This window comes from Micrococcus lacusdianchii (assembly GCF_023155805.1).
Lineage (GTDB): Bacteria > Actinomycetota > Actinomycetes > Actinomycetales > Micrococcaceae > Micrococcus > Micrococcus lacusdianchii.
Genome location: NZ_JAKNUW010000008.1, coordinates 71,637 through 88,028 on the forward strand (window position 1 = coordinate 71,637; position 16,392 = coordinate 88,028).

13 protein-coding genes, 1 tRNA gene and 1 pseudogene are annotated in these 16,392 nt (G+C 73.6%); 5 read left to right on the forward strand and 10 right to left on the reverse strand.

Annotated features, from left to right (window positions below; all coding sequences use genetic code 11):
- From MA879_RS06770 to dcd, 7 genes and pseudogenes are all read right to left on the reverse strand, one after another.
- Entirely contained in the window at positions 1–339 is a 339-nt protein-coding gene (locus MA879_RS06770) for an MrpF/PhaF family protein (RefSeq protein ID WP_248124343.1), read from the reverse strand.
- A complete protein-coding gene (locus tag MA879_RS06775) occupies positions 336–1,043 on the reverse strand; it encodes a Na+/H+ antiporter subunit E (RefSeq protein WP_248124345.1) in 708 nt (235 codons plus the stop codon). The genes MA879_RS06770 and MA879_RS06775 overlap by 4 nt, the downstream gene beginning before the upstream one ends.
- Positions 1,030–2,658: a Na+/H+ antiporter subunit D gene (locus MA879_RS06780; RefSeq protein WP_248124441.1), complete on the reverse strand. Its 1,629-nt coding sequence runs from the start codon at positions 2,656–2,658 to the stop codon at positions 1,030–1,032. Before MA879_RS06780 ends, MA879_RS06775 begins: the two co-directional genes overlap by 14 nt.
- On the reverse strand, positions 2,658–3,212 hold the full coding sequence (locus MA879_RS06785) for a sodium:proton antiporter (RefSeq protein ID WP_248124444.1): 555 nt from the start codon (positions 3,210–3,212) through the stop codon (positions 2,658–2,660). Before MA879_RS06785 ends, MA879_RS06780 begins: the two co-directional genes overlap by 1 nt.
- A complete protein-coding gene (locus MA879_RS06790; RefSeq protein ID WP_248124347.1) occupies positions 3,212–6,370 on the reverse strand; it encodes a Na+/H+ antiporter subunit A in 3,159 nt (1,052 codons plus the stop codon). The genes MA879_RS06785 and MA879_RS06790 overlap by 1 nt, the downstream gene beginning before the upstream one ends.
- A 42-nt stretch (positions 6,371–6,412) precedes the next feature.
- Positions 6,413–7,816 (reverse strand): annotated as a pseudogene (locus MA879_RS06795) (MFS transporter); the annotation flags it as partial.
- Complete coding sequence (gene dcd, locus MA879_RS06805; protein WP_248124349.1) at positions 7,747–8,328, reverse strand: dCTP deaminase; 582 nt, start codon at positions 8,326–8,328, stop codon at positions 7,747–7,749. The pseudogene MA879_RS06795 and the gene dcd, both read right to left, overlap by 70 nt.
- 65 nt (positions 8,329–8,393) lie before the next feature.
- On the opposite strand from dcd, the gene MA879_RS06810 reads away from it, so the two are divergent.
- The 3 genes from MA879_RS06810 (at position 8,394) to MA879_RS06820 (ending at position 10,280) form a co-directional block, all read left to right on the forward strand.
- Positions 8,394–8,873: a cation:proton antiporter regulatory subunit gene (locus MA879_RS06810; RefSeq protein WP_248124351.1), complete on the forward strand. Its 480-nt coding sequence runs from the start codon at positions 8,394–8,396 to the stop codon at positions 8,871–8,873.
- A 54-nt stretch (positions 8,874–8,927) separates the two neighbouring features.
- Entirely contained in the window at positions 8,928–10,169 is a 1,242-nt protein-coding gene (locus MA879_RS06815; protein ID WP_248124353.1) for a cation:proton antiporter, read from the forward strand.
- 37 nt (positions 10,170–10,206) lie between these two features.
- Positions 10,207–10,280: transfer RNA gene (locus tag MA879_RS06820), tRNA-Gly, on the forward strand.
- Between the two features lie 67 nt (positions 10,281–10,347).
- On the opposite strand, the gene MA879_RS06825 is transcribed toward MA879_RS06820, so the two are convergent.
- Positions 10,348–10,797, reverse strand: a complete 450-nt coding sequence (locus MA879_RS06825) for a DUF2087 domain-containing protein (protein ID WP_248124355.1) — start codon at positions 10,795–10,797, stop codon at positions 10,348–10,350.
- A 279-nt stretch (positions 10,798–11,076) separates the two neighbouring features.
- Between MA879_RS06825 and MA879_RS06830 the strand changes: the two genes are divergently transcribed.
- Together MA879_RS06830 and MA879_RS06835 are read left to right on the forward strand one after the other, a co-directional pair.
- Entirely contained in the window at positions 11,077–12,051 is a 975-nt protein-coding gene (locus MA879_RS06830) for an AEC family transporter (RefSeq protein ID WP_248124357.1), read from the forward strand.
- Positions 12,052–12,105: 54 nt separating this feature from the next.
- Entirely contained in the window at positions 12,106–13,740 is a 1,635-nt protein-coding gene (locus MA879_RS06835; RefSeq protein ID WP_248124358.1) for a helicase HerA-like domain-containing protein, read from the forward strand.
- A gap of 32 nt (positions 13,741–13,772) precedes the next feature.
- Here the strand turns inward: MA879_RS06835 and MA879_RS06840 are convergent, their stop codons facing one another.
- Positions 13,773–14,249 (reverse strand): flavodoxin domain-containing protein, encoded by a 477-nt coding sequence (locus tag MA879_RS06840; RefSeq protein ID WP_248124359.1) that lies wholly within the window; start codon positions 14,247–14,249, stop codon positions 13,773–13,775.
- 43 nt (positions 14,250–14,292) lie between these two features.
- Positions 14,293–16,368, reverse strand: coding sequence for an NHL domain-containing thioredoxin family protein (locus MA879_RS06845; RefSeq protein ID WP_248124363.1), 2,076 nt, complete (start codon positions 16,366–16,368; stop codon positions 14,293–14,295).
- Between the last annotated feature and the right edge of the window lie 24 nt (positions 16,369–16,392).

Below are 16,392 nucleotides of genomic sequence, written 5' to 3' on the forward strand. Positions count from 1 at the left end.
TCAGGCCTCCTCTCGGGTGGGCACGTCCGAGGTGCCCGGCACCAGGGCGTTCTCCTCCTGGGGGTGGTCCGGTCGGCGGTCCTCCACGAACCGGGCGACCGTGACGGAGCCCAGGAAGCCGACCGCGGCGGCCAGCAGCACGAGGATCACGGTGTCCGTGTGGTCCCGCACGGCCATGTCCAGGACGAGCGCCGAGGACAGCACCACCAGGAGCACGTCCGTGGCGACCACCCGGTCCAGCAGCGAGGGTCCCTTCGTGATCCGGTACACGGACGCCACGGCGCCGATCAGGAGCAGTGCTCCGCCGGCCCAGGCGGCCACCAGCAGGGGCGTGGTCATCGGGGTCCTCCTCTCTCGGCGTCGGTCGGGCCGGCCGGGCCCGGCGTGTCCGGGAGCAGCTCGGTGCGGTAGGCGGGGTGGCGGCGCCGGTCCGCCATCCCCTCGGACGAGGGGGCGGAGTGCGGATGCGCGCGCAGCAGGTCCATGTCCTCCCGCGAGCCGACCGCGCGGATGATGCCCGCCTCCACGTCCAGCGCGGTGGCGCGGTACGCGGCCGTCTCCGCGTCCGTGTGCACGTCCAGCACGTGCAGGTACAGGACCGCGCCGGCCCGGTCCACGTCCAGGACGATCGAGCCCGGGACGAGGGCCAGCGCGTGGCTGACGAGCGTCAGCACGATGTCGTCGTGGCTGCGCAGGGGCACCCGCACCACGGAGCTGCGCACGCGGCGGCCCTGCGTGAGGATCACCCCGGCCACGGACACGGACGAGCGCACCACGTCCCACAGGAACCGGCCCGTGAACACGAGCGCGTGCCCGGGGTGGAAGCGGTCCCCGAAGGGCACCGGGGGCATGGGGAACAGCACCTGCACCAGCAGGGAGAACACGACGCCGGTGAGCATCACGTGCGGGGAGAAGTCCTGCCACACGGCGCACCACAGCAGCACCATGCCCAGCAGCAGCGGCCACTGCCGCAGGAGGGACCCGCGGCCCTCGGTGGGGGCCGGACGCTCGGCGGCGACGGCGGTGGGTTCAGTTGCGGGCATCGTGCACCTCCGTCGGGTCGTGGCGGAGGCTCACGGCGGCGCGCTCGGCGGCCTCGGGCCCCAGCACCGCGCTGATGTACGGCGAGCGGTCCAGCATGTCCGTGGCGGCCCGGTCCGCGAGGTCGTACAGGGGTCCGGCGAAGACGGTGAACGCCAGGGTCATGGCCACGAGCCCGGCCGTCGGCAGGACGAGGCCCATCGCGAGGGGCTTGAGCCGCTTGCCGCGCGCCGTGACGCGTTCGTAGGCGGCCACGAGCTGCGGCGTCGGGTGCTCCACGTCCTCCACCTTGCGCCAGAACGCGCGCGTGTAGGCGCGGACGAGGACGAGCAGCGTGAGCAGAGAGGCGAGCACGGACACGCCCACCAGCGTGTACGCCAGCGGGCCGCCGTCCTGGACACCGCCGCGCAGCAGGCCCACCTTGCCGAAGAATCCGGAGAGCGGCGGGATGCCGCCCAGGTTGAGGGCCGGCAGCAGGAACAGGATCCCGATCACGGGCGAGACCTTGGCCAGCGAGCCGAGACGGTCGATGTTGGCGGTGCCCGCCCGCTGCTCGATCAGGCCCGTCACCAGGAACAGGGCGGTCTGGACGGTGATGTGGTGGCCCACGTAGTAGACCGTGGCCGTCAGGCCCACCTGGGTGGCCAGGGCGAGGCCGAAGATCATGTACCCGATGTGCGAGACCAGGATGAAGGACAGGATGCGCTTCAGGTCCGTCTGGGCCAGCGCGCCGAGGATGCCCACCATCATGGTCAGCGCGGCCGAGACCATCAACAGGTCGTTCACGTGCTCCCCCGGGAACAGCAGGGTCTCGGTGCGGATCATCGCGTAGACGCCCACCTTGGTGAGCAGGCCCGCGAAGACGGCGGTGACCGGCGCGGGCGCCGTCGGGTAGGAGTCCGGCAGCCAGAAGGACAGCGGGAACACGGCGGCCTTGATGCCGAAGCCCACGAGCAGCAGGGTGTGCAGGACCATCTGCACGTCGGTGGGCAGCTCGCCCAGCTTCACCGCCAGGTCGGCCATGTTCACGGTGCCGGTGGCCGCGTAGATCATGGCGATCGCGATCAGGAAGATGACCGAGGAGACCACGGAGACCACCACGTAGGTGATGCCCGCCCGGATCCGCTGCTCGGTGCCGCCGAGGGTCAGGAGCACGTAGGAGGAGGTCAGCAGGATCTCGAAGCCCACGAAGAGGTTGAAGAGGTCCCCGGCCAGGAACGCGTTGGACACGCCGGCCACCAGCACCAGGAAGGTGGGGTGGAAGATGCTCACGGGGCCGCCCTGGTCCTGGTTGACCAGGCCCTGGGCGGAGGCGTACAGGAGCACCGCCAGCGTGATCAGCGACGACACCACCAGCATGAGGGCGGAGAGGCGGTCCACCACCAGGGAGATGCCCACCGGCGCGGCCCACCCGCCGATCTCGACGGCGGCCACCCCCGAGGTCCAGACGTCGGCCAGCAGGAGGCAGTTCAGCACCAGGGTGAGGGCCAGGGCGGTCACCGTGACGGCGACCTGGGCGCGGGCGCGGCCCACGAGCGCGAACGTGACGGCCGCCCCGAGCACGGGGAGCATCACGGACAGGGGCGCGAGGTCCGTCAGAGGCGTCGTTCCGATCATCACGGACGATCGCCCTCCTCGGAGGAGCCGGAGCGCACCACGGGACGGCCGTGGCGCGGCCGGGATCGCGCGGCCGCGTCCACCGCACGGGGGGCGGACGCCGTGGCCAGCTCGTACTCGGCGTTGGGGTCCGCGGCGTCGTCCATGAACTCGGACGGCTCCTCCGTGAGCACCGAGTCGTCCTCGGCGTCCCAGGACGACTGCGAGGCGACCTTGAGGTCCTCGACGTCCGCGGCGACGTCGTCCAGGCGCATCAGCTGCCACGAGCGGTAGATCATGGCCACGAGGAACGCGGTGGTGGCGAAGCCGATCACGATCGCGGTGAGGATCAGGGCCTGGGGCAGCGTGTCGCTGTACTCGCGCGGGTCCGTGCCGGCCTCGTACAGGGGTGCGCGGCCTACGCCGCCGGAGGCGAGGAACAGCAGCACCACCGCGGCGTTGTTCACCAGCATGATCCCCAGCAGGATCCGGGTGAGGCTGCGCTCGAGCAGCAGGTAGATCCCGCAGGCGAACATGACGCCCATGACCAGCAGGAGGGTGAGGTCCACGGTCATCACGGGGTGGCCTCCTCGGGGCGGACGGGGTCGGTCTGGGGTTCGGCGGCGCGGGGCGCCGGCTCGGGCGAGGGACGCGGTCCCGGGCGCAGGGGCCGCGGCCGGGTGCGACGGCGGGCGGCCCGCTGCCGGGCGCCCTGCCATTCCTCGCCGCGGCGGTCGATCTCCGCGCCCAGGGAGCGCAGGACGTCGATCACGAGGCCGATCACCACCAGGTACACGCCGACGTCGAACGCGGTGGCGGTGACGAGCTTGAGCGAGTCCCCGAACAGCGGCAGGTCGTGGAACTCGACCTTGTAGGACTGCAGGACCTGACCGCCGAAGAGCAGCGGGAGCAGGCCGGTGACGGTGGCGATGCCCAGGCCCAGGCCCAGCAGCGCGCCCGCGGGGATGCGGGAGGCCTCCTGCAGCTCGTAGCGCCCGCCCGCGAGGTAGCGCAGGGTCAGCGCGAGCCCGGCGAGCAGGCCGCCGGCGAACCCGCCGCCCGGGGTGTTGTGCCCGGCGAGCAGGAGGTAGACGGAGAGCAGCATGAGCGCGGGGAAGAGGAACCGGGTGACCACCTCGAGGATGATCGAGCGTCGCTCCGGGGCCATCGTGTGGCCCGCGGTGAGCCACTGGTCGTTGCGGTCGTCCACGGCGAAGCTGCGCACCACGGACAGCTCGCGGCTGCCCAGGGCGGAGTCGGTGCCGTAGTTGCCCACGCTGCCGGGGACCACGGTGGCCAGGTCCCGGCGGCGCTTGTCCCGGTGCTCGAGGAACACGAGGGAGGCCACGCCCGTGGCCGCGGCGGCCAGCACGGTGATCTCGCCCCACGTGTCCCACGCGCGCAGGTCCACGAGGGTCACGTTCACGGCGTTCGCGCCGTAGCCGAACTCGTAGGCCAGCTCAGGCATGGACAGGGAGATCCGCTCGGCCGTGCGGGCGCCGAGCGCCGTGGCGGCCACCCACATCATCACGAGGGCGAAACCGACGCCGAGCATCAGGCGGGGCAGCCGGCGTCGGCCGGCTGTCTTGGAGTGCCAGTCGGGCGGGAGGACGCGCAGGCCGAGGATGGCGGTGATCAGGATGATCGTCTCCACCAGCACCTGGGTGATGGCGAGGTCGGGGGCGCCGCGCAGCGCGAAGAGGGCGGCGGCGGCGTAGCCGGTCACGGAGACCAGCATGATGGCCATGAAGCGGCGGCGGGCCCGGACGGCCAGGACGGCGGCACAGCACGCCATCAGCACGATGCCCAGCTGGACGGGGGTCTCGAACGCCCGCAGGTCCGCCTCAAGGAAGGCCAGGGCCAGCACCCGGCCCTCCTCCCCCGCGGGGAAGACCATGGCGAGGGCGGGCAGGCCCGCAGCGGTGGCCAGGATGATGAACAGGTAGCGACGCAGCGAGCCGGTCTGCGTGCGGCCGGTGACCCGCACGGCGGTCGTGTCCACGACGGCCATGATCCGCTGGTAGGCCCCGGCGGCCTCGACCGGGAACGCGGTCCGGTCCTGGAGACGGGCGAACGGGCGGCGGGCGAGCGCCAGGAGCGCGCCGGCCAGCCAGATGCCGGCGGAGATCGCGAGCACCGGGGTCAGGCCGTGCCACAGGGCGAGATAGGCGGGCGTGCTCCCGGGCTCGAGCGCGGGCAGCGCGTGCGTATGGGCCCGGATGAGGCCCTCGGCGGCGCCGGGGGCCACGCCCAGCGCCACGCACGCCAGGGCCAGCACCGCCATGGGCGCGAGGTCCTCGGGGGTCAGGGCCGAGTGGAAGCGGGTGACCGGGACGGGCTCCCCGGCCTCCGAGTCCCGCGGGCCCTTGGTGGCGAACGCGCCCCACAGGAACCGCCACGTGTAGGCGAACGTCAGCACCGAGCCCAGGGCCAGGCCCACGAGCGGCGCCCAGCCCCACGCGGTGCCGGCGTGCTCGGCGTGGTGGAGCAGGGACTCCAGGACGGACTCCTTGGCCACGAAGCCGAACAGCGGCGGCAGCCCGGCCATGGAGGCGCCGGCCACCACGCCCACGGCGGCCAGCCAGGGGTGGCGCTTGCCGATGCCGGAGAGCTGGCGGAGGTCACGCGTGCCGGCCTCGTGGTCGATCACCCCGACCACCATGAACAGGGGCGCCTTGAAGAGCGCGTGCGCCAAGAGCATGGCCAGGCCGGCCATGGCCGCGTCCCGCGTGCCCATGCCGTTGGCCACCATGAGGAAGCCGAGCTGGGACACGGTGCCGTACGCGATCACGAGCTTGATGTCGGTCTGGCGCAGCGCGCGCCAGCCGCCCAGCAGCAGCGTCCACAGTCCGACCCCGATCACGAGCACCTGCCAGGACGTCAGCTCGGCGAAGGCGGGGGCCAGCCGTGCCACCAGGAACACGCCGGCCTTCACCATGGCCGCGGCGTGGAGGTACGCGGACACCGGGGTCGGGGCGGCCATGGCGGCGGGCAGCCAGAAGTGGAACGGCACCTGGGCGGACTTGGACAGGGCGCCCACCAGCACGAGGGCGACCGCGGCTTCCAGGAGCCCGCGTGGGATCCGGCCGTCGAGGAGGCCCGGGGCGGCGGCGAGGATCCCGGAGATCCGCCACGAGCCGGCGTGCACCGCGAGCATGATCAGGCCCACGAGCATGGCCAGGCCGCCGAAGGTGGTCACGATCAGCGCCTGGATCGCGGAGCGGCGGGCGAAGATGCGGTGCCCCGAGTAGCCGATCAGCAGGAAGGAGAGCACCGAGGTGATCTCCCAGAAGGTGTAGAGCACCATGACGTCGTCCGTGGTGACCAGACCGAACATGGCGCCGGCGAACGCCAGCAGCTGCGCGCCGAAGACCGCGTTGCGCGGCTCGTGCGTGCGGAAGTAGCGGGCGCAGTACACCAGCACGAGCGCGCCGACACCCAGGACGATCAGGGACATGAACGCGGCCAGGGCGTCCATGCGGAACGTCAGCTCGATGTCGAGGTAGGGCACCCAGGGGACCACCCGTTCGAGGTGGGCGGACCCGGCGGGCACGGGCGCGCCGCGGTCCAGGGCGTCCTGCAGGTCGATGACGCGCCGCAGCTGGGTGAGCACCCAGACGAACCCGGCGGCCGGCACTAGCGCCAGCACGTAGAAGCCCCGTTGCGCCGTCCAACGGAACAGGACCGGGGCCAGGAGCGCGACGGCGAAGAGGGCGGTCAGCAGGACGAGCATGGAGTCCCTTCGACGGCGGCGGGGGCGAGGGTCCCCTTGACCTTAGCCGACCCGACCAGGCATGACCCCCCTCTCCGCTCCCGGTCCGCCCTTCCGGGGCAGCTCCGGGACACGGAGCAGGAGCAGCCCGCCGACCGTGAGGACCAGCGCGATCACGGGGATCACCACGCGGTTGTCCGGGACCGCCGCGAGCGCGAGCGCCACGAGCCCCGGGGTGATGAACCCCACCGCCCGCCCGGTGGTGGCATAGAGGCCGAACGCCTCGCCGGCGGTCTCCGGGCGGGTGAGGCGGCCGAGGAACGCCCGCGAGGCCGACTGCACGGGGCCCACGAACAGGCACAGGAGGAGGCCGCCGACCCAGAAGGCCCGCGGGCCGGAGGCCAGAGCGAGCCCTGCGGCGGCCGCCACCATCGCGGCGAGGGAGACGAGGATGACCCGCCGGGGGCCGAGGGCGTCGTCCAGGCGGCCGCCGACGAACGCGCCGAGGGCCGCCACCACGTTGGCCGCGATCGCGAAGAGGATGACGTCCGCCGCGTCGATCCCGTAGAGCGTGGTCCCGAGGATGGCTCCGTAGACGAACACGGCACCCACTCCGTCCCGGAACACGGCGGACGCCATCAGGAACCGCAGGGTGACGCGGTCCTCGCGCCACAGGCGGGCCAGGGTGCGCCCGAGGCCGCGGTAGGACTCGAGGAGCGACTCGCGGCGCTCGGCGTCGTCCGCCCGGCGGGCGGGCGGCCGCTCGGGGACCGCCACGAGCACCGGGATCGCGAAGACCAGGAACCACGCCGCCGCCACGAGGGCCACCACGCGGATGTTCCAGGCGTCGGCCTCCGGCACGCCGAACCAGTGGGCGTCGCCGGACACGAACCCGATGTACACGAGCAGCAGCAGCACGATCCCGCCGAGGTACCCGGCGCCCCAGCCGATGCCGGAGACGCGGCCGATCGTGGCCGGCGTCGAGATCTGCACGAGGATCGCGTTGACGTGCACCTCGGCGAACTCGAACGCCACGGTGCCCAGGGCGATCAGGCTCACCCCCAGCCACAGCAGTCCGGGCTCGGGCGCCACGAGGACGCACGCGGCCGTCGCCGCGATCACCACCGCGGTGGTGAGGCCGAGCCAGAGCCGTCGCCGGCCCGTCCCGTCCGCGCGGCGCCCCATCGCGGGCGCGGTGAGGGCCACGACGACGCCGGCGGCCGCGTTGGCCGCGGACAGCCACGCGGTGCCCCGGTCGTCGGGCCCGAAGGCGTCCGAGGCCAGGTAGGTGCCGAACACGAACGTCACCATGACCGCGTTGAACGCCGCGGACCCCCAGTCCCACAGGGCCCAGGCCGCCACCTGCCGGCGGTGGCCCAGCCGGGCGGCCGCCATGGTCAGCGCTCGATCCGGGTGATGTGGAAGTCCCGGTGCGAGCGGGAGGCGGTGGGGCCGCGCTGGTCCTGGTACCGGTTCTTGTTGCCCCCGGCCCCGTACGGGGTCTCGGCGGGCGAGGAGAGCCGGAAGAAGCACAGCTGGCCGATCTTCATGCCGGGCCACAGCGTGATCGGCAGCGTGGCCACGTTGGACAGCTCGAGGGTGACGTGACCGGTGAAGCCCGGGTCCACGAAGCCGGCGGTCGAGTGGGTCAGCAGGCCCAGCCGGCCGAGCGAGGACTTGCCCTCGAGGCGCGCGGCGACGTCGTCGGGCAGGGTGACCTGCTCGTACGTGGAGCCGAGGACGAACTCGCCGGGGTGCAGGATGAACGGCTCGGCGGGGTCGACCTCCACGAGGCGGGTGAGCTCGTCCTGCTCCTGCGCGGGGTCGATGTGCGCGTACCGGTGGTTGTCGAAGAGCCGGAAGAAGCGGTCCAGTCGGACGTCCACGGACGCGGGCTGGACCATCGAGGTCTCGAGCGGGTCGAGGCCGATGCGGCCGGAGGCCAGCTCGGCGCGGATGTCGCGGTCGGAGAGCAGCACGGGATCACGGTAGCGCAGGGGCGGGCGGGGCGAACCGGCGCATCGGCGCGTCTACGATGTGCCGCATGAGCCTCAACGAGACCCCGCTGCCGGGGATCGGCGTGCGCCGCGAACTCGACATCGCCGCCGGGCGCCGGATCGGCGTGGTCACCCACCGCGACGGGCAGACCGACCTGATCCTCTCCGACCGCGACGACCCGGACGCGTGCGCCGCGTCCGTCCCGCTCACCCTGGAGGAGGCCGCCAGCCTGGGAGCCCTGCTGGCCGGGCCGCGCCTGGTGGCCCAGCTCGAGGACGAGCACGCCGAGCTGCCCGGCATCACCACGCGGCAGCTGATCCTGCCGCACGAGTCCCCCTACGCGGGCGAGGAGCTCGGCTCCACCCGCATGCGCACCCGCACGGGGGTCTCGATCGTGGCCGTGGTGCGGGCCGGCGTCACCCACCCCTCCCCCGGGCCGGACTTCCTGCTCGAGGGCGGGGACCTCGTGATCGTGGTGGGCACCGGCGAGGGCGTGCGGCAGGCGGAGAAGCTGCTGGCCGTGTGAGTCGCGGTGCCGGGGCGGTCCCGCCCGGCCGCCCGGAGGAGGAAGGAGACGGGGATGCACGGCACCACGCTCGCGCTGATCGAGCTCGGCGCGGTCCTGCTCCTGCTCGGGATCCTCGGGCGCGTGGCCGCCCGGATCGGCATGTCCCCCGTGCCCCTGTACCTGCTCGGCGGCCTGATGATCGGCGTGGGCGGACTCGTGGTCTCCGGCGTGGACGCCTCCGGGGACCTGCACAGCCCCGTGGGGGCGATCGACGAGTTCAGCACGCTGGCCGCGGAGATCGGCGTGGTCCTGCTGCTGCTCACGCTCGGGCTGGAGTACTCGGCCCGCGAGCTGATGACCGGGCTGCGGGGGTCGTGGCGCGCTGGCCTGCTGGACGTGGCCCTGAACTTCACCCCGGGCGCCGTGGCGGGCTGGCTGCTGGGCTGGGGCGCGGTGGGCGCCGTCGTCCTGGGCGGCATCACCTACATCTCCTCCTCCGGCATCATCGCCAAGGTGCTCAACGACCTGGGCCGCGTGGGCAACCGCGAGACCCCCGTGATGCTCTCCGTGCTCGTGTTCGAGGACCTGGCCATGGCCGTGTACCTGCCGCTGATGACGGCGCTCGTGGCCGGCAGCGCGATCCTGGCGGGTCTGCAGGCGGTGGGGATCGCCCTCGTGGTGGTGACGGCGGTGCTCTTCACCGCCCTGCGCTTCGGCCCGCAGATCTCCCGGCTGGTGCACTCCCCCGACCAGGAGACGTTCCTGCTCAAGGTCCTCGGCCTCGCGCTGCTGGTGGCGGGCGTGGCGGGCGCGCTGCAGGTGTCCGCCGGCGTGGGGGCGTTCCTGCTGGGGATCGCCGTCTCGGGCGCCGCGGCCAAGCAGGCCCGCTCCGTGCTGGAACCGCTGCGGGACATGTTCGCGGCGCTGTTCTTCGTGCTCTTCGGGATGAATGTGGATCCGCGCACCCTGCCGCCCGTCCTGCTCGGGGCGCTGGCGCTGGCCGTGGTCACCGCCGCCACGAAGCTGCTCACCGGGTACCTCGCGGCGCGGGCCGCGGGGATCGGGGTGGCCGGTCGGTGGCGCACCGGGGCGGCGCTGACCATCCGCGGCGAGTTCTCCATCGTGATCGCGGGCCTGGCCGTGGCCTCCGGGAGCATGCCGCCCGAGGTCTCCGCATTCGCCACCGCGTACGTGCTGATCCTGGCCGTGGCCGGGCCCGTGCTCACCCGCTCGGCGGACGGGTTTGGGCGACGCCGGGCCGCGCTGGCCCGCGAGCGTGCCGATCGCCGGGCGCGGGAGGCCGGCCTGGTGTAGGGTGGAGCGAGCGCCGGACGCACTGCGGACCGGTTGCGCGGGCGTAGCTCAATGGTAGAGCGCTTGCTTCCCAAGCAAGATACGCGGGTTCGATTCCCGTCGCCCGCTCCACCGAACGACGCCGGGGCCGGACCTTCCAGAGGTCCGGCCCCGTGTGCGTCCGGAGGACGTCCGCCCCTCACTCCCCCGCGCGGACGGTCCTGCGGAACCGGTGGTCGTGGTCCGCGGGGAGGTCCTCCGTGAACCGCAGGTCCCGGCCCGGCGGCTCCTCCGGCACGCGGTACACGCCGGCCTCTCGCTCCAGGAGCCCGTAGTCCACGAGCTCGCGCCGCAGCGAGGCGACGTCGTCGTGCGCGCGGCGGAGGATCTCGTTGACCTCGCGCTCCGGATAGTCGCGGCCCGCGCGGAAGCCGCGCAGCAGCTCGAAGAGCACGCTGACGCGGGCCTTCCGGCGGGCGGGGATGGAGCGCAGCCGGGGGCCGTCGAAGAAGGTGTGCACGGTCTTCGCATGGAAGCGCTCGGCCTCCTCCCACTCGGCGCACAGAGCGGCGGAGGCGGCGGTGTAGGTCTCCCCCGTGCGCTGCATGCGGGCGCGGACGAGGTGCTTGCGGTCGGCGTGGGCGGTCATCTCGGGATCCTTCCGGGCGCCCTCCCCAGCCGCCGGGCGCCGCGGGGACCGTGCCGGACCGGAGGGGCGACGTCGTCGTGCCCCCGGACGCGTGCGGACGTGCGCGGGTGACACCGGCCGCGCGCGGCGGCCGGGCCCGAGGATCCGCTCCCCTTCGCGAGGGTCCGCGGGGCTGGGCCGCGGGGTCGCTCGGCGGTGGGCACGCCGTGGGCGTCACGGTACCGCAGGCGTGCGTATGCTCGCAGGGACCTACCCCCGTCCGCTCGAGGAGGCACCGCCATGTCCGAGGTCCTCGCCGGGTTCGCGATCGTGTGGGTGATCATCGCGGTGGGCTTCGGCCTCGGGAAGTCGGAGGTGCTGGGCGCGGAGGCGCGCGTGGTGCTCTCCCGGACGGCGTTCTTCGTGGGCAGCCCCGCGCTCCTGTTCGTCACGCTCTCGCGGGCGGATGTGCTCACGGTGCTCGGCCCGCAGCTGTGGGTGGCGGCGCTGTCCGCGCTGCTCGCGGCGGGGCTGTTCCTGGCGCTGTCCGTCCCCCTGCTGCGTCCGCGCCCCGTGTCCGAGCGGGTGATGTCCGGGCTCAGCGCGTCGCTGGTGAACTCGGCCAACCTCGGCATCCCGATCGCCACGTACGTCCTCGGGGACCCGGCCCTGGCCGCACCGGCGCTGATGTTCCAGCTGGGCATGTACACCCCGCTCTACGTGGCCGTCCTCGACTGGTCCACGGCGCGCGAGGCGCGGGTGGACGACGACGCCGGCCGGCCCCGCCGCGTACGCGGCGCCCACCCCGTGCTCGCCCAGCTGCGCCAGACCGCGCTGAACCCGATGATCCTGGGCGCGCTCGCCGGCCTGATCTTCTCCGTCACGGGATGGGCACTGCCCGGCCCGCTGAACGAGGCGGTCGAGCTGATCGCGGGGCTGTCCATCCCGGCCATGCTCCTGGCGTTCGGCATGTCCCTGGTGGGCTCGGTGCCGCTGTCCCGGGCCGGCGGACGGCGCGCGGACACCCTCCTGGCCGCCGCCGTGAAGCTGCTGGTGCACCCGCTGATCGCGTGGCTCCTGGCGCAGTTCGTGTTCGGCCTGGACGCGCGCGGGGTGTTCGTGGCCGTGGTGCTCGCGTCCCTGCCGACCGCGCAGAACACGTACGTGACCGCCGTGCGCTACCGGTCCGGGGAGCGCGTCACGAAGGACACCGTCCTGGTGACCACGATCGTGGCGATCCCGGCGATGATCGCCGTCGCGCTGCTGCTGGCCTGAGGGGCGCGTCCGGGCCGGGGACCGCGCCCCGTCCCCGGCCCTAGGATGAGCCGCATGGCTGAGAACACCGCCCACCTCGACACGATCCGCGCCGGCTACACCTTCGACGGCGCCACCCTCACCCTCGGCGCGGCCGTGGTGGACGGGCAGGTCCATGCGGACGCCCCCGTCCGGCTTCCCCTGGCCATGATGAACCGCCACGGGCTGATCGCCGGTGCCACCGGCACCGGCAAGACCAAGTCGCTGCAGATGATCGCCGAGCAGCTCTCCACCGCCGGCGTGCCCGTGTTCCTCGCCGACGTCAAGGGTGACCTCTCCGGCCTCGCCACCGCGGGCGAGCCCTCGGACAAGCTGACCGCGCGCACGCAGGCCACCGGGATGCCGTGGCAGCCCACCGCGTACCCGGTGGAGTTCTACGCCCTGGGCGGCGACGGCGTCGGCGTCCCCGTGCGCGCCACCGTGGACTCGTTCGGCCCGCTGCTGCTCTCCCGCATCATGGAGCTCAACGAGACGCAGGAGTCCTGCCTGCAGCTGATGGTGCACTGGGCTGACCAGCGGGGCCTGCCGCTGGACGACCTCGCGGACCTCAAGGCCGTGGTCACCCACCTGACCAGCGACGAGGGCAAGGCGGACCTGAAGGGCCTCGGCGGTGTCTCCAAGGCCACGGCCAACGTGATCCTGCGCGAGGTCACCGGGCTGCAGGCCGCCGGCATGGACGCGTTCTTCGGGGTTCCGGAGTTCGAGACCGCCGAGCTGCTGCGCCAGGCCCCCGACGGCCGCGGCGTGATCTCCTGCCTCGAGCTGCCGACCCTGCAGTCCAAGCCCCAGCTGTTCTCCACGTTCATGATCTGGCTGCTCGCCGACCTGTTCGCCGAGCTGCCCGAGGCCGGCGACCTGGACAAGCCGAAGCTGGTGTTCTTCCTGGACGAGGCGCACCTGCTGTTCGACGGCGCGTCGAAGGCGTTCCTCGAGTCCATCACCACCACCGTGCGCCTGATCCGGTCCAAGGGCGTGGGCCTGTTCTTCGTCACCCAGACCCCCAAGGACGTCCCCGGCGACGTGCTGGCCCAGCTGGCCAACCGCGTCCAGCACGCCCTGCGCGCCTTCACCCCGGAGGACGCCACGGCGCTCAAGGCCACCGTGCGGACCTTCCCGAACTCGGAGTACGACCTCGAGGAGGTGCTCACCTCGGCCAAGGTCGGCGAGGCGGTGGTGACCGTCATGGACCCCGACGGCGCCCCCACCCCCGTGGCGCTGACCCGCATGTGGTCCCCGCAGTCGGCCATGGAGCCCACCGCGCCCGAGGCCATGCAGGCGGCCGTGGCCGCCTCGCCGCTGATGGCCCAGTACGGCACGGCGCAGGAGCGCGAGTCGGCGGCCGAGAAGCTGGCCGCCCAGGCGTCCCCCGCCGAGCAGGCGGCGCAGGCCCCGGCCATCGGCGGCTCCGCCCGCGACGGCGGCACCGTGGTCTCCGGGGTGGAGCTCGGGGACATCGAGGAGATCCGCCGGCGGGAGCAGGAGCGCGAGGAGCGCGCCCGCCGGAAGGCGGAGCAGCCGAGCGACCTCGAGAAGGCCGTGGGCAACTTCATGAAGTCGGCTGGCACGCAGATCGGCCGCGAGGTCGTCCGCAGCGTCTTCGGCACCCGACGCCGCTCCGGCGGCGGACTGCTCGGCGGCCTCTTCCGCTGACCCCCGCAGCGATTTCGCGGGGGGGGGTGGGGTCAGGAGACGCCGTGGCCGCCGAGGCCCTTGGCCCAGTGCTCGATGGCGTTCCAGTCGCGGAAGTCGCCGTACTGGCCCTTGACCAGCGTGATCTTCAGCTTCTCGAGGCCGCTGAGGCGCTCCTCCACGAGCGCGCCCCGCACGTACCGCACGTCGCGGGCGCCGTAGGTGGCCAGCTGCTCGGCGAGGCGGCGGTCCGGCAGCGGGGCCGCGCCCGAGTAGAGGATCACGAGGGACTTCCGGGCCAGCTCGGCGCGACGCGAGTCGAGGAAGGCCTTCGCGGACTTCTCCAGCTTCCCGCCGTACACCGGGGCGGCGACGATCACGGCGTCGGCGGTGTCGAGCCAGGCGGCGGAGCCGGCGACGTCCTCCACCACGGTCTCGACCTGCTGCGTGGTGCGCAGCACCTCGGCCACGCGTTCGGCGATCTCCCGGGTGGAGCCGTGATGGGAGGCGGTCACGATCAGGGTGGTCATGGTGTCGGGCGTCCTTCGGATCGGCGTCGCGGGGAGGTCGGGCTCAGTGTAGCCCGCGCAGGTCCAGCTCCAGACGGGTCTCCGCGCCGGCGGGAGCGGCCTCCGGAGCGTGCACGCGGACCGGGATGCCCCAGTCCTGCTGGTACAGGTGACAGGCGGCGTTGTCCGGGATCGGGCGCCCGTGCTCGCCGTCGCAGGCCGCAGCGCGGGCGGTGATGTGCAGGACGCCCTCGGTCACGTCCGGGTCCAGCCGCAGCGCGCGCCGCAGGCCCACGGACGTGCCCGCGCCGTCCAGCAGCAGGGACTCGGGCGACGAGGACACCTTCAGCTGCGTGGGGTCGCCCCAGCGTTCGTCCAGCTTCTGGCCGCTCGGCGCGGCGAAGCCCACGGTCAGCTCGAGCTCTCCGGCCACCACGTCCGTGCTCGGGCGGGCGGTCCGGCGTGCGCCCTCGTCCACGGTCAGGAACTCCTGGGGCACGGCGATCCGCACGAGGCGGTGCGCGTTGGTCTCCACCACCACGATGTCCTGCGGGGCGCCGTCCTCGCCGTGCTCCACGAGCACGTCGGCCGGCTCGGCCAGCCCGCGGGCCACAGTGGACACCGACGCCGGCGCGGGCCGGCCCGCCGCGTCCGCCCCCTCGGGCGCGTACCGGCGGATCGCACCGTTGTACGTGTCCGCGACCAGCACGGAGCCGTCCGGCAGTGCGGTGACGCCGAGGGGGTGCTGCAGGCGCGCCTGGGCCGGATCGCCGTCCACGTGGCCGAAGTCGAACAGGCCCGTGCCGACGGCGGTGTCCACGGTCCGGGCGCCGTCGTCCCCGGTGCGCACGCGGCGCACGGCCGAGGTCTCGGAGTCGGCGACCCACAGCGTGCCCTCCGCGTCGAAGGACAGGCCCGAGCTCTGCGCGAACCACGCCTCGTCGGCGGGGCCGTCGGTCAGCCCCTCGAGGCCGGTGCCGGCCCACACGGCGAGCACGCGGGCCACGGGGTCGAAGGAGAACAGCTGGTGCGTGCCGGCCATGGCCACCACCACGCGGCCGGCCGCGGCGTCCCACGCCACGTCCCACGGGGAGGAGAGGGACACGGCGAGCGGATCGGCGTCGATGTCCGCGAGGTCCACGGCCACGCCCTCCTCCTCCCGTGCCGCCTCGCGCACGCGCTCGGAGTCGATCAGCTTCTGGACGCCGTTGCCGGCCACGGTGGTCACCTCGCCCGTGGCCAGGGACAGCCCGCGCAGGCGGTGGTTCACGGTGTCCGCCACGACGACGTCGTACCCCACCTCCGCCGCGACCTCCTCCGGGAGCAGCAGGAGCCCGCTGGGCTCGCTGAACAGGGCGTCGGACGGGCCGCCGTCGCGGTGTCCGCGGGTGCCCGGCGTCGGGAGGGCGAGCCCGGCGGCGTCCGCGGGCGCCTGCGCCGGGTCCCCGCCGCCCACGGCGCGCAGCACGGTGGTCAGGTCCGAGGCCACCTCGACGATCCGGTGGTGCCCGGTGTCCGCCACGAGGAGGGAGCCGGGCTCGGTGCCGCGGCCGCCCAGGGCGATCGCCTTGCCGGGGAACTTCAGGTCCCGGGCCACGGGGGCCGGCGGGACGTACGGGCCGGAGCCGCGGTGCAGGGTGCCCTTGGCCTCGTGCTCGGCCACGAGCTCCCGCACCAGCGAGTACAGGCCGGCCACGTGTCCCTCGCCGGACAGGTGCGCCACGATGTACCCCTCCGGGTCCACCACCACGAGCGTGGGCCATGCGCGGGCCGAGTAGGCCTGCCAGGTGGCCAGCTCCGGGTCGTCGAGGACGGGGTGGGCGATCTCGTACCGCTCCACGGCGGCGTCGAGGGCGTCCGGGTCCGCCTCGTGCTCGAACTTGGGCGAGTGCACGCCCACGGTCACGAGCACGTCCTCGAACTCGGCCTCGAGGGGGCGCAGCTCGTCGGCCACGTGCAGGCAGTTGATGCAGCAGAACGTCCAGAAGTCCAGGACCACCACCTTGCCGCGCAGGTCCTCCAGAGTGACCTGCTGGCCGCCCGTGTTCAGCCATCGCCGCCCCACGAGGGAGGAGGCGCGCACGCGGGAGGCGGCGCGGGGCACGGTCGGGGCGTCGGCGGGGGTGTGCTGCTCGGTCATGCCGTCCATTGTGGTGCACCCGCC